The organism is Sphingomonas jinjuensis (assembly GCF_014197105.1).
In the GTDB taxonomy this organism is placed as follows: Bacteria; Pseudomonadota; Alphaproteobacteria; order Sphingomonadales; family Sphingomonadaceae; genus Sphingomonas; species Sphingomonas jinjuensis.
Window position 1 is genome coordinate 65,262 of sequence record NZ_JACIEV010000004.1, and the last position, 12,061, is coordinate 77,322.

The window sequence follows — 12,061 nt, forward strand, 5'->3', positions numbered from 1 at the left end:
CTCTTCGCGTCTTCGCGCCTTCGCGCGAACATCGTCACGCCGCCCATCCGTGCTGGGTCATCCAGGCGGCGCAGGCGCCCTTCGCCAGGTCGCGGACGCGGCCCATGTAGGCCTGGCGCTCGGCGACCGAGATGACGCCGCGTGCCTGGAGCAGGTTGAAGGTGTGGCTCGCCTTGATCGCCTGTTCATAGGCCGCGATCGGCACGTCGTTCGCCAGGCAGTTCTCGCATTCCGCCGTCGCCTTGCGGAAGGCGTCGAACAGCGTGTCGGTGTCGGCGACCTCGAAGTTCCACTTCGACATCTGCTTCTCGTTCTCGAGGAACACCTGGCCATAGGTCACGCCGGCATCGTTGAACGCCAGGTCGTAGACGTTGTCCTTGTCCTGGATGTACATCGCGAGGCGCTCGAGCCCGTAGGTCAGCTCGCCCGCGACGGGCTTCATGTCGAAGCCGCCCATCTGCTGGAAATAGGTGAACTGGGTCACCTCCATCCCGTCGCACCACACTTCCCAGCCAAGGCCCCAGGCGCCCAGCGTCGGGCTTTCCCAGTCGTCCTCGACGAAGCGGATGTCGTGCAGCCCCATGTCGACGCCGATCGCGGCCAGGCTGCCGAGATACAGTTCCTGAAGATTGTCGGGCGAGGGCTTCAGGATAACCTGATACTGGTAATAATGCTGAAGCCGGTTGGGGTTCTCGCCATAGCGGCCGTCGGTCGGGCGGCGGCATGGCTGGACGAAGGCCGCGTTCCACGTATCGGGACCGAGCGCGCGCAGCGTGGTGGCGGGGTGAAAGGTGCCCGCCCCCATTTCCATGTCATAGGGTTGCAGGATCACGCAGCCCTGTTCGCTCCAATAGTCATGGAGCGTCAGGATCATCCGCTGGAAGCTCATCGGCCGGCCGGTCATGGGGGCAGGTCTGTGGCCGATGGCGCCGCGTCTAGCAAGGGCGGGGGCGCGGCATTAGATGCGCGTTCATCCTTCCCGTGAGACTGCTGCCGCTTATGAAGAACACCCTGACCGCGGCCGCCGCGGCGCTCGCCCTTGCCCTGCCGCTGCCCGCCTGCGCGCAGCAACCCGCAACCAAGGCCGCCGCGTCGCAGGATGCCGATCCCGCGCTGTGGGTGGTCAAGGACAAGGACACGACGATCTATCTGTTCGGTACGATCCACGTGCTGAAGCCGGGGCTGAGCTGGTTCGACGAAGCGGTGAAGACCGCGTTCGACAAGTCGGACGAGGTGGTGCTGGAACTGGTGATGCCCGATCCGACGACGATGAGCGGCCTCGTCAAGTCGACCGGCCTCGCGGCACCGGGCACGCCGCCACTGATCGAGCAGCTGCCCGCCGCCAAGCGCGCCGCCTATGCCAAGGCGGTCGCCGACATCGGCCTGCCGGCGAACGCCTTCGATCGCTATCGCCCGTGGCTGGCGGCGACGCAGCTGTCGGTCGCGCCGCTGTCGAAGACCGGCTATGATTCGGCGAACGGCCCCGAGGAGGTCATCAGCCAGGCCGCGAAGGCCGCGGGCAAGCCGGTGATCGGGCTGGAAACCGCGGCGCAGCAGCTCGGCTATTTCGCCTCGCTGTCGCAGCCCGCACAGGTCGAATTCCTGACATCGACGATCGACGAGCTGCCGACGCTGGGCACGACGATGCAGAAGATGGTCGACGATTGGGCCAGGGGCCGGCCCGAAGCGCTGGCCGACGAACTGAACGACAGCCTGAAGGACTCGCCAGAAGTGGCGAAGGTGCTGCTGGTCGATCGCAACAAGCGCTGGGCCAAGTGGATTGAGCAGCGCATGCAGAAGCCGGGCACCGTCTTCGTCGCGGTCGGCGCCGGCCACTTGGCGGGCAACGACTCGGTCCAGGCGCAGCTGGCGAAAGACGGGGTGAAGGCGGTCCGCGTCAAATATTGACCGCCACGCCGCGACCCGCCGCGCCGTCCCCCCGGCGGCGCGGCAGGTCGCAGGCCCGCGCTCAGAAGGCAGCGGTAGCGGTGAAGACGATTCGCGGCCCGGCGATCGAGCCGCTGCCGTCCTGGCCCTTGCTGAAACTCGGCTGCAGGTAAGCCGCATCGCGCGTGCTGATGTCGGTATCGGTGTAGGCGACGCCGACCGTCAGCGGCGAATCCTTCACGGCATAGTCGACGCCGACCAGCCAGTCCCAATATTTGCCGGTCGGCGCGACGCTGGTCGCGTTCGGGCCTAGGCCGGGGTTGCCGCGCGAATAGCCGATGTGCCCCTTCGCGGTGAACGGCGTCGATGGAACGCCGACCGCGCCGTCGCCCCACAGGTACAGGTTGTCGTACTTGGCGCCCGGGTTGTTGTAGATACCCGCCGCGGCATCGGCGCCGGTGTTGTACCAGCGGCCCAGCGCCTCCTGCTTGGGGGCATAGGCGACGCCGGCGGTCAGGCTGGCGGGACCGACGGTGCCCGACAGCTTGGCGAAGGGCTCGACGAAATCGGTTTTGTCGGCGCCGCCGGGATAGGTGTACCAGGTCAGGCCGACATCGACGGTGCCGTTGCCCAGCTTCGCCTTGTAGCCGCCGATATAGTCGAATTCGAGGTTGGCGCCGCCGAACGTGCCCCAGCCGGCGAGGTTCGAGCCCCAGACGCCGAGGTAGATGCCATAATCGGTAGTCAGCGTGATGCCGCCCTGCAGTGCGGGCTTGCTGTCGCTCTGCGATACGCCGCGCAGCCGATAGTCGGACACGATGGCGAAGCTGCCCGATACCGTGATCGGCTTGGGCGGTGCGGTCTCCTGCGCGAGCGCGGGAGTAGCGGCGGCGGCGGCGACGGCCGTCAGCGCGAGACGATAGTATTTCATGGGACCCCTCGTTCCGTTAGGAAAACCAGGTCCCTCCTGCTTGCCGCCTGCCGCGCCGCTCGCCCTGGCGGGCTGCGATGCGATCGTATGCGACGGCCTCTTCGCTAATGCAGCAAAATGGCCGAAAGGTGGCAAGCTTTTTTGTACGGTGCCGGGCCACGCCTATGTCGCGCAGGCGTGACCCGGCATCGATCGCGTCACGCGGCGGCGGGCGCGTCCACCGCGTCGACATCGGCGAGCAGGCGGCGCTGCGCCGGCACCGCGACCGGCAGCGGCTTGTCCTCGTCGGTCAGCGGCACGAAGCGGTTGCTCTGCCCGTCGAGCGCCAGCACCTGGCCGGCCTTGATGTCGACGAACCAGCCGTGCAGTGAGATCTCGCCGCGCGCCATGCCGGCGGCCACCGCCGGGTGCGTGCGCAGGTGCTGGACCTGGATCGCGACATTCTCCTGCGCCGTCGCACGGACGCGGTCGTCGCCGTCGAGCTCGGGATAGCTGTCGTCGACCACCTGGCGCGCCGCGGCGCCGTGACGCAGCCAGCCGGCGACGCTGGGCATCGACACCAGCTTCGCCGGATCGCCCGACAGGCCCTTCATCGCGCCGCAGTCCGAATGGCCCAGCACGATGATCTCGGTGATGCCGAGCGCCATCACCGCGAACTCGACCGACGCGACGGTGCCGCCATTCTGCGCGCCGAACGGCGGCACGATGTTGCCGGCGTTACGGCAGACGAAGATATCGCCCGGATCCGCCTGCATGATCTGTTCGGGTACGATGCGGGAATCGGCGCAGCTGATGACCAGCGCCTTGGGGCTCTGCCCCTCGGTCGCAAGCTTGCTGTAGAGGGCGCGCTGATTCGGGAAGACTTCCTTCTCGAAGCCGAAAACCCGGCCGATAACGTCGTTCATCGTGTCCTTCTCCGCTAACTGATGTGACCCGCAGATAGGTGATCGCTGTCTATCGTCCATGGCGGACGCGTTTCAAAGCGTTGCTGAGGCGCGCCGCGGCAGGCGAATCGTTGCGGCGAGCCCGCCCGTCGCCCGGTTCGCCAGCGTCAGCGTTCCGCCCTCCGCCTCGACGATCCGCGCGACGATCGGCAGGCCGAGGCCGAAGCCGACGGTATCGCGTGGCCGGGCGATGTCGAGGCGGACGAAGGGTTCGAGCACGCGCTTCAGCTGTTCCTCGGGAATGCCCGGGCCGTCGTCCTCGACCGTGAACGCCACCGCCACGGCACTCGGCGCCACCACCAGCGTCGCACTGCCGGCATAATGCAGCGCGTTGTCGACCAGGTTGGTCAGCGCGCGCTTCAGCGACGAGGGGCGCACCACCATCTCGCAATGATCGGGTCCGCGATAATAGCCGTCGAGGCCGCGGTCCTCGAGATCGTCGACCATGGTCGCGCACAGCACTGCGACATCGGTCAATACCGGCGCCTCGGGATCGGCATCGCCGCCGAGGAACGCCATCAGCGACGCGACCATCGCCTCCATTTCGCCGAGGTCGCGGTCGATCGCCTCGCGCGAATCACCGTCGACGACCGATTCGGCGCGCAGCCGCAACCGCGCGAGTGGCGTGCGCAGGTCGTGCCCCACCGCCGCCAGCGCCTGGGTCCGGTCGGCGATCAGCCGCTCGATCCGCGCCTGCATCCGGTTGAAGGCGACGACGGTGTGGCGCACCTCGCTCGGCCCCTCCTCCTCGACATAGGCCCGCTCGCCCTCGCCGAAGCGGTCGGCGGCGGCGGCCAGGCGCCGCATCGGCCTGAGCGTGCGCCGCACCAGCAGGCCGCCGATCAGCATCAGCGCCATTGCCGGAATCAGCGCGAGCAGGATCCGCCCCTGCGACAGGTCGAGGTCGCGCAGCGGCGGCAGCGCGCGGAAGCCGAGCCACGATCCGTCGGGCAAGCTGAGCACCCCGCCCAGCGTCGCGCCCGGCCGGCGCATCATCCGCACGTCGGCATCGGCGAGCGACGGCTCCCACTCGATCACCTGGCTGCGCGCATCGGCGAAGGTGGCATCGGTCGCCGGCTGCGCGCCCACCGGCTGCCAGTCGATCGCATAGCGGCGGGTGGTGAGATCGGCGGCCATCGCCGGCCGCTCCGCCGGCGCTCGCCGGGCGATCAGCGCGCGCGAGATGACGAGATGCTCGGCCAGTCGCCGCGCCTCGTCGTCGCGTACCGAAAACTGGCTCGCCCGCTCGTAGAGCCAGGTCGAGACGCCGAACTCGACGACCATCGTCACGAGCAGGATCGCGACGATCTGGCCGACCAGCCCCGCGGGCCAGGGCCGCGTCAACGGCGGGTCACCTCGGTATTGAGCATATAGCCGACGCCGCGCACAGTGACGATCGGCGCCTCCTTGCCAGCGCTCGACAGCTTGCGGCGCAGGCGGCTGATCAGCACGTCGATCGATCGGTCGCTGCTGTCGCCCAGCCGGGTCCGCGACAATTCGATCAGCCGCTCGCGCGCGATGACGCGGCCGGCATGATCGAGCAGGCTGACGAGCAGGTCGAATTCGGCGCCGGTCAAATCGATGATCGCCCCGGTCGGCGAGCGAAGCTCGCGGCGCGGCAGCGTTACCGTCCAGCCGTCGAAGGTCAGCACGCCCTTCTCGCGCTCGCCGGGATTGCGCTCGAGCTGGCCGCGGCGAAGGACCGCGCGGACGCGGGCGATCAACTCGCGCGTGCCGAACGGCTTGGCGATATAGTCGTCGGCGCCGATCTCCAGCCCGATCACGCGATCGGTCTCGCTGCCCTTGGCGCTGACGAAGATGATCGGAACGTCGCTCTTCTGGCGCAGCGTCCGACACAGATCGATGCCGCTGGTGCCGGGCAGCATGATGTCGAGCAGGATCAGGTCGACCGGCCCGGCATCGAGCGCCAGCCACATCTCGGGCGCGGCGGCGGCGGGGCGGACGATATAGCCGTTTTCTTGAAGCGCACGGGCGGTCAGCGTGCGCAGCGCGGGGTCGTCCTCGACCAGCAGGATCGTCGGGGCAGTCATGCCAGCGTCCTTACCCCGATCATCGATGGGTTTCGAGCCCCGCGCGAACCCCGCGATCACGAGCCTGTCGGCGCGCCACCTTTCCGTCCGTCATTGTCGACTTATATCAGGCGGATGACCAAGCCGATCGATCGCCGTTCGCTCCTGTCGCTGGCCGGCACCGCCGCTGCCGGCGCGGTCCTGTGGGGCTGCCGCGCCGCGCCTGCCGCCGCCGCGGAGAATTTCCCGGTCAGGATGAGCGATGCGCAGTGGAAGGCGAAGCTCGGCCCCGCCGCCTATGACGTGCTGCGTCACGAGGGCACCGAGCGGCCGTTCACCAGCCCGCTCAACGACGAGCACCGCGCCGGCGTCTTCGCGTGCAAGGGCTGCGCGCAGCCGCTCTTCTCGTCGAAGACCAAGTTCGACAGCGGCACCGGGTGGCCCAGCTTCTGGGCGCCGCTGCCGGGTCGCGTCGGCACCAAGTCGGACCGATCGCTGATGATGACCCGCGTCGAGGTGCATTGCAGCCGCTGCGGCGGGCATCTGGGCCATGTCTTCGACGACGGGCCCAAGCCGACCGGCAAGCGCTATTGCATGAATGGCGTGGCGATGACGTTCAAGCCGGGGGCGGCATAGGCCTGATCGAGCCCGCTGCCGCGAGGCTTGAGCCAATCCTCCGTTCGTGCTGAGCGTAGTCGAAGCACATGAGGCAGGCTCGGTCGCATGCGGCTTGTCCTTCGACTTCGCTCAGGACGAACGGTAGGGAAAAATCAGCTCGCGGCGACCGGCACCACCGGCACGGCGGCGTTGGCGGCGATGATCGCGTTCGGCTGCGCGGCGGTCGGCTGCTGCTGGTCGACGATCGGGGTGCTCGGCGCATGGCCGGCATAGATGAAACCGCTGACCGGATAGACCGAGGTGCCGAGCCCGCCCTGCGGCGCATACCACACCTTCACCTCGCTCCAGTCGCCCGCCGCCGACACGTCGACCGCGCGGACGTCGGTTTCGACGCGGCCGGGGCGCGACCAATTGGCGTGGGTGAGCAGGACCTCGCGATCGCTGATCACCTTCGACACCATAGCGACATGGCCGACGCGCATGCGGCGCGTGGATTGGAAAGCGAGGACGGCGCCCACCTTCGGGCTGGCGCCGCGCTCGTAGCGGCCGGCGGCCTGGCCCCACCAGGTGTTGGCATTGCCGTGGAGGTCGATGCCCGACACTTCGCGGGCGAAGGGTGCGCACTGCCAGAATTGGGCGGTGGCCGGCACCGCCGTCATCAGGGCACAGGTCAACACCAGCGCAAAACGCGCTGCGACGAGCTTCAAATTCACGCGACCCCCCGGTCAAAACCGTTTGTCGAGGATGTCGCTAGCCGGCGATTCGCGGATTACCAACCCGGCCGGGAACCAAAGCGGACGAACGGTGTTTCGCCGCCGATGAACCGATCTGATAGGTCAGGCGACCTGTCCGGCCGGCCGTCGCATCCGTTACCAGAGACTTAAAATTCGGCGGAATTCCGCGGCGAATCGCTCGCCTTGAGCGCCGCGAGCCGCGCTTCATGCTCGGCCCGGCCGAACGGGAAGCGGGTGAAGAAGAATGCCGAGAGACACGCCAGGGTCAGGTACAGCGCAAGATAGATCAGCGTCAGCCGGTCGATCACCGCGACCGGCACCTGCCCCGGCACCGCCTTCGCCGGGAATGCCGCTGCCGACAGGATCAGGCCCGAGGCGAAGATGCCCAGGCCCGACGTGCATTTCTGCACCAGGAACGATCCGGCGAAGAACACGCCCTCCGAGCGGCGGCCGGTCTGCTCCTCCGACGCCTCGACGACATCGGCCATCATCGACGCGCCCAGGATGAAGGCGGTGACGTTGCAGGCAGTCGATGCGATCACGCAGGTGAAGAAGGCGGGCAGCAGCGCCGCATCGCCCGGCTGCGGAAAGACGCCGGCGAAGCGCAGCGCATAGGGCGTCGTCTGGACGATCGCGCCGATCGCCACCGCCGCCGTCGCCGCGCGCGCCTTGCCGAAGCGACGTCCGACGCGCGGCGCGACCAAAAAGGCGACGAACACGCCGCTGAACAGCATCGCGGTCAGGATCGCGAAGGCACCGCCCTTGAACCCCCAGACATAGCTGTAGAGGTAATTGGACAGCGCATAGCTGATCCCCTGATTGGTATAGGCGCACACGCCCGCCAGCATCAGGATCACGAAGGGGCGGTTGCGCACCGTTTCGGCCAGCTCGGCAAAGCTGGCGGCGAGCGACTGGCGCTCGATCTGCGGCTGGGGCAGGCGCGGGATCTCGCGATGGGTGCCGATCGCCGAGACGAGGATCGCCGTTCCGATCAGCAGCGCGCCGGTGATCGCAAAGCCGGTATAGCCCGCACGGTTGAGCAGCCCGTTGGTGTATTCAAGAGTCGGCGCCAGGAAGATCAGATAGGCCGACAGCAGCATCGTGAGCCCGCCGGCCCAGCCGAACAGGTAACGATACGCCATGATCCGCGTCCGCTCGTCATAATCGGCGGTCAGCTCGGGCGTCAGCGCGACCGACGGCACTTCATAGGCGCTCACCGCCGAGCGCACGATCACCGCGGTGACGAACAACCAGACCAGCGTCGTCGGCTGCGACAGTGCGGCGGGCGGCTGCCATAGCAGGATCCAGCCGACCATGATCGGCAGCGCCGAGGCGTACATCCACGGATGCCGCCGTCCCCAGCGGGTCCGGGTGCGATCGGACAGGAAGCCAACCGCGGGATCGATAAAGGCATCGATCACCAGCGCCATCATGACGACGAAGCCGACCGTCGCCGCGGGCAGCCCGACGACCTGGTTGTAGAACAGCAGCAGGAAGGTGCCGAACCCCGAATCCTTCACCCCATAGGCGACCGCGCCGAAGCCATAGCTGGCCATGGTGCCGCGGGTCAGTCGGCGGGAGGGTGGGACGGCGGGGTTCGGATCGCTCACCGAAACGCTTCTAGCGCGGTCAGCAGCGACGGCGAAGCGGGATCCCAACTGGCCCGCGTGCCGAGCGTCAGCCCGCCGTCGACCAGGATGTGCGTGCCGGTGACGAAGCTGGCGTCGTCGCTGGCAAGATAGGCGACGGCGCTCGCGATATCCTCCGGCCGCCCGGCGCGGCGGACGGGTTGCGCATCGGCGGCGGCACGCGCGATCGCGGCGTCGGCCATCGCCTGTTTCTCGCCGCTGATGCCTAGGCCGCGGGTGAAGATCGCGGTGGTGATGAACCCCGGGACCACCGCGTTGACGCGGATATTGTCACGGGCAAGATCGGCGGCGGCGAGCTTGGTCAGATGAAGCACGCCGGCCTTGGCGGTCGAATAGGCGGTCGGCGCAAAGCCGGTACCGAGCGCCGACACGCTGGAGGTGTTGACGATCGCGCCGCCGCCGCGTGCGCGCATCAACGGCGCGGCATGGCGGATGCCGAGCGCGACCGAGCGCAGCAGCAGCGCCATCGTCGTGTCCCAGTCCTCGCTCGCGATCTCGCCGATGCCTTCGCGCGCGCCGCCCGCGCCGGCGTTGTTGAACAGGATGTCGACGCCGTCCGCCGCCGCCAGCAGCCCGGCGATGTCGTCCTCCTGCGTCACGTCGCACCGCTGGAAGGCGATCAGACCGTTCGATCCCGCCGCCAGCGCGTCGCCGCCTGCAACGTCTAGGTCGCCGACGAGGACGAACGCACCCTCCTCCGCCAGCCGCTCGACGGTGGCGCGGCCGATACCCGACACGCCCCCGGTGACGACCGCACGCTTGCCCGCGAACCGCATCCTCTCAACGCTCCTGTGTTTTGCCAAGCATAGTATGGGGTTTTGGCGCGTCAATCGAACACGCTTCGAAGAACGGGTTTGGCGCCGACCGTGACTGTGGCTATTGTCCTGCCGTCCAGCCCCCACCGTTCGTGGTGAGGAGAGGCTGAGCGAAGTCGAAGCCCCGTCTCGAACCACAGGCCCTTCGAGACGCCGCTTCGACTTCGCTCAGCGGCTCCTCAGGGCGAACGGAAATTAGGTGAAATGATGCCCCTCGACCCCGACACCTTCGACGCGCTGATCGATCACCTCCGCCGCTTCGTCAGCGAACGGCTCCGCCCGCTGGAGGCAGAGGTCGAGGCGAACGACGCCATTCCCGACTCGGTCGTCGCCGAGATGCGGGAGATGGGGTTGTTCGGCCTGTCGATCGCGGAGGAATATGGTGGCCTGGCGCTGTCGATGGTCGAGGAATGCCGCGTCGCGATCGAGCTGGGGCGGACCACCCCGGCGTTCCGCTCGACCTTCGGCACCAACGTCGGCATCGGCAGCCAGGGCCTGGTCATGGCCGGCACGCCCGAGCAGAAGGCGCAGTGGCTGCCGCGCATCGCCAGCGGCGAGATCGTCACCAGCTTCGCGCTGACCGAACCCGATGTCGGCAGCGACTCCGGTTCGGTGAAGACGCGCGCGGTGAGGGACGGCGACGTCTATCGCCTGTCGGGCACCAAGCGCTACATCACCAATGCCGACAAGGCGGACCTGTTCACCGTCATGGCGCGCACCGGCGACGAGAAGGGTGCGCGCGGCGTGTCCGCGTTCCTGGTCCCGCGCGACCTGCCCGGCGTGAGTGTCGGCGAGCCCGAGAAGAAGATGGGGCAGAAGGGCGCCAAGGTCGCCGACGTTCATTTCGACGACGTCCCCGTCACTGCCGCCAACCGGCTCGGCGCGGAGGGCGAGGGCTTCAAGATTGCGATGCGCGTGCTCGACCGCGGTCGGCTGCACATCAGCGCGGTGTGCGTCGGCGTGGCGGAGCGGCTGATCGCCGACAGCGTCGCCTATGCGAGCGAGCGCCACCAATTCGGCCACCCAATTGCGCAGCACCAACTGATCCAGGGCATGATCGCCGACATGAAGACCGAGGCGCTGGCGGCGCGGGCGCTGGTGATGGAGACGGCGGCGGCCAAAGATGCCGGGAAGGACGTCGTGCTGGAGAGCGCGGCGGCCAAGTATTTCGCCAGCGAGATGGTCGGCCGCGTCGCCGATAAGGCGGTGCAGATCTACGGCGGCGCCGGCTACATCGCCGACTATGGCATCGAGCGGCTGTACCGCGACGTCCGCCTGTTCCGCATCTACGAAGGCACCAGCCAGATCCAGCAGGTCATCATCGCCCGCGAGACGCTGAAGCGCGGGGGGTAGGCAATAAAGCCCTCTCCCCTTCAGGGGAGAGGGTTGGGAGAGGGGCAGTCCCACCTATCAACGACAATGGGCCGGGCGACTCCCCCTCTCCCCGGCCCTCTCCCCTGAAGGGGAGAGGGAGAGCTTGATGGACACCACCAACCTGTTCCGCCTCGACGGCCGCGTCGCGCTCGTCACCGGGGGCAGCCGCGGGATCGGCAAGATGATCGCGGCGGGCTTCATCGCCCAGGGCGCCAAGGTCTATATCTCTTCGCGCAAGGCCGCGGCTTGCGAGGACGCGGCCGCCGAACTCGGCCCGAATTGCATCCCCCTGCCGCAGGACGTCTCGACGGTCGCCGGCTGCCGCGCGCTGGCGGAGCAGCTCGCCGAGCACGAGCAGCGGCTCGATATCCTCGTCAACAATGCCGGCGCCGCCTGGGGCGTGCCGTTCGAGCAGTTCGACGAGAAGGGCTGGGACAAGGTCATGGACCTCAACGTCAAGTCGCCCTTCTTCCTGACCCAGGCGCTGCACGAAGCGCTGAAGGCGGCGGGCAGCCGCGATCGGCCGGCCAAGGTCATCAACATCACCTCGATCGACGGCCTCCGCCTCAATCCCTGGGACACCTACAGCTATCATGCGTCGAAGTCGGCGCTGATCTATCTGACCAAGCGGATGGCGGCGCGGCTGATCCAGGATTCGATCAACGTCACCTCGATCGCGCCCGGCGCCTTCGCCAGCGAAATGAACCGCGCCGCGCGCGACCATGGCGACGAGGTCGGCCGCGGCATTCCCGCCGGCCGCATCGGCGTCGACGAGGATATGGCGGGCGCCGCGATCTACCTCGCGAGCCGCGCGGGCGATTATGTGGTCGGCGATACGATCGTCGTCGACGGCGGCCTCGTCAACGCCGCGCTTGGGGTCAGCATCGACGCGTGACGCCGTTACCGGGCGGGCCCTCGCCTTCTATCGTCATCCCGGCCTTGAGCCGGGATCCATCTCACGGCGAGCGGCTCAGCTCATTGGCGATCCAGTCGCTCGGGGAGCCATGGATCCCGGGTCAAGCCCGGGATGACGAAGGTGGAGGGTAGCGGCCCTTCAATCCATCGCGACGATGCCTGGT

Annotated in this window: 12 protein-coding genes; 4 read left to right on the forward strand and 8 right to left on the reverse strand. The window is 68.1% G+C overall.

Annotated features, from left to right (window positions below; all coding sequences use genetic code 11):
• Positions 1-34: 34 nt before the first annotated feature.
• Positions 35-904 carry a glycine--tRNA ligase subunit alpha gene (locus tag GGQ80_RS07885; protein ID WP_183983523.1) on the reverse strand — a complete coding sequence of 290 codons (870 nt, stop codon included), beginning with the start codon at positions 902-904 and terminating at the stop codon, positions 35-37.
• A 95-nt stretch (positions 905-999) separates the two neighbouring features.
• On the opposite strand from GGQ80_RS07885, the gene GGQ80_RS07890 reads away from it, so the two are divergent.
• A complete protein-coding gene (locus GGQ80_RS07890) occupies positions 1,000-1,908 on the forward strand; it encodes a TraB/GumN family protein (RefSeq protein WP_183983525.1) in 909 nt (302 codons plus the stop codon).
• Between the two features lie 61 nt (positions 1,909-1,969).
• On the opposite strand, the gene GGQ80_RS07895 is transcribed toward GGQ80_RS07890, so the two are convergent.
• From GGQ80_RS07895 to GGQ80_RS07910, 4 genes are all read right to left on the reverse strand, one after another.
• Complete coding sequence (locus GGQ80_RS07895; RefSeq protein WP_183983527.1) at positions 1,970-2,818, reverse strand: TorF family putative porin; 849 nt, start codon at positions 2,816-2,818, stop codon at positions 1,970-1,972.
• Positions 2,819-3,015: 197 nt separating this feature from the next.
• Entirely contained in the window at positions 3,016-3,723 is a 708-nt protein-coding gene (locus GGQ80_RS07900; protein WP_183983529.1) for a carbonic anhydrase, read from the reverse strand.
• 72 nt (positions 3,724-3,795) lie between these two features.
• Positions 3,796-5,046 (reverse strand): ATP-binding protein, encoded by a 1,251-nt coding sequence (locus GGQ80_RS07905; protein WP_183984058.1) that lies wholly within the window; start codon positions 5,044-5,046, stop codon positions 3,796-3,798.
• A 56-nt stretch (positions 5,047-5,102) separates the two neighbouring features.
• The gene (locus GGQ80_RS07910) at positions 5,103-5,813 is read right to left on the reverse strand and encodes a response regulator (RefSeq protein ID WP_183983531.1); all 711 of its coding nucleotides are present in this window, start codon (positions 5,811-5,813) and stop codon (positions 5,103-5,105) included.
• 114 nt (positions 5,814-5,927) lie between these two features.
• Here GGQ80_RS07910 and msrB point away from each other — a divergent pair, with 114 nt between their 5' ends.
• The gene (msrB, locus tag GGQ80_RS07915; RefSeq protein WP_183983533.1) at positions 5,928-6,428 is read left to right on the forward strand and encodes a peptide-methionine (R)-S-oxide reductase MsrB; all 501 of its coding nucleotides are present in this window, start codon (positions 5,928-5,930) and stop codon (positions 6,426-6,428) included.
• Between the two features lie 134 nt (positions 6,429-6,562).
• Here msrB and GGQ80_RS07920 read toward each other — a convergent pair whose 3' ends face one another.
• The 3 genes from GGQ80_RS07920 to GGQ80_RS07930 form a co-directional block, all read right to left on the reverse strand.
• Positions 6,563-7,123, reverse strand: coding sequence for a CHAP domain-containing protein (locus tag GGQ80_RS07920; protein WP_343050942.1), 561 nt, complete (start codon positions 7,121-7,123; stop codon positions 6,563-6,565).
• A 167-nt stretch (positions 7,124-7,290) separates the two neighbouring features.
• Positions 7,291-8,754, reverse strand: a complete 1,464-nt coding sequence (locus tag GGQ80_RS07925; RefSeq protein ID WP_343050943.1) for an MFS transporter — start codon at positions 8,752-8,754, stop codon at positions 7,291-7,293.
• Positions 8,751-9,569 carry an SDR family NAD(P)-dependent oxidoreductase gene (locus tag GGQ80_RS07930; protein WP_183983536.1) on the reverse strand — a complete coding sequence of 273 codons (819 nt, stop codon included), beginning with the start codon at positions 9,567-9,569 and terminating at the stop codon, positions 8,751-8,753. Before GGQ80_RS07930 ends, GGQ80_RS07925 begins: the two co-directional genes overlap by 4 nt.
• A 246-nt stretch (positions 9,570-9,815) precedes the next feature.
• Between GGQ80_RS07930 and GGQ80_RS07935 the strand changes: the two genes are divergently transcribed.
• Positions 9,816-10,961 (forward strand): acyl-CoA dehydrogenase family protein, encoded by a 1,146-nt coding sequence (locus tag GGQ80_RS07935; RefSeq protein WP_183984064.1) that lies wholly within the window; start codon positions 9,816-9,818, stop codon positions 10,959-10,961.
• A 127-nt stretch (positions 10,962-11,088) separates the two neighbouring features.
• Positions 11,089-11,877 carry an SDR family oxidoreductase gene (locus GGQ80_RS07940; RefSeq protein WP_183983538.1) on the forward strand — a complete coding sequence of 263 codons (789 nt, stop codon included), beginning with the start codon at positions 11,089-11,091 and terminating at the stop codon, positions 11,875-11,877.
• The last annotated feature ends 184 nt before the right edge of the window (positions 11,878-12,061 follow it).

What these genes read in the sequence shown, in the direction of transcription:
- GGQ80_RS07905 (WP_183984058.1), bottom strand. Translation starts at nt 5,046, where the DNA reads ATGGTCGTCGAGTTCGGCGTCTCGACCTGGCTCTACGAGCGGGCGAGC.
- msrB (WP_183983533.1), top strand. Translation starts at nt 5,928, where the DNA reads ATGACCAAGCCGATCGATCGCCGTTCGCTCCTGTCGCTGGCCGGCACC.
- GGQ80_RS07930 (WP_183983536.1), bottom strand. Translation starts at nt 9,569, where the DNA reads ATGCGGTTCGCGGGCAAGCGTGCGGTCGTCACCGGGGGCGTGTCGGGT.
- GGQ80_RS07940 (WP_183983538.1), top strand. Translation starts at nt 11,089, where the DNA reads ATGGACACCACCAACCTGTTCCGCCTCGACGGCCGCGTCGCGCTCGTC.
- GGQ80_RS07935 (WP_183984064.1), top strand. Translation starts at nt 9,816, where the DNA reads ATGCCCCTCGACCCCGACACCTTCGACGCGCTGATCGATCACCTCCGC.
- GGQ80_RS07895 (WP_183983527.1), bottom strand. Translation starts at nt 2,818, where the DNA reads ATGAAATACTATCGTCTCGCGCTGACGGCCGTCGCCGCCGCCGCCGCT.
- GGQ80_RS07900 (WP_183983529.1), bottom strand. Translation starts at nt 3,723, where the DNA reads ATGAACGACGTTATCGGCCGGGTTTTCGGCTTCGAGAAGGAAGTCTTC.
- GGQ80_RS07910 (WP_183983531.1), bottom strand. Translation starts at nt 5,813, where the DNA reads ATGACTGCCCCGACGATCCTGCTGGTCGAGGACGACCCCGCGCTGCGC.
- GGQ80_RS07890 (WP_183983525.1), top strand. Translation starts at nt 1,000, where the DNA reads ATGAAGAACACCCTGACCGCGGCCGCCGCGGCGCTCGCCCTTGCCCTG.
- GGQ80_RS07885 (WP_183983523.1), bottom strand. Translation starts at nt 904, where the DNA reads ATGACCGGCCGGCCGATGAGCTTCCAGCGGATGATCCTGACGCTCCAT.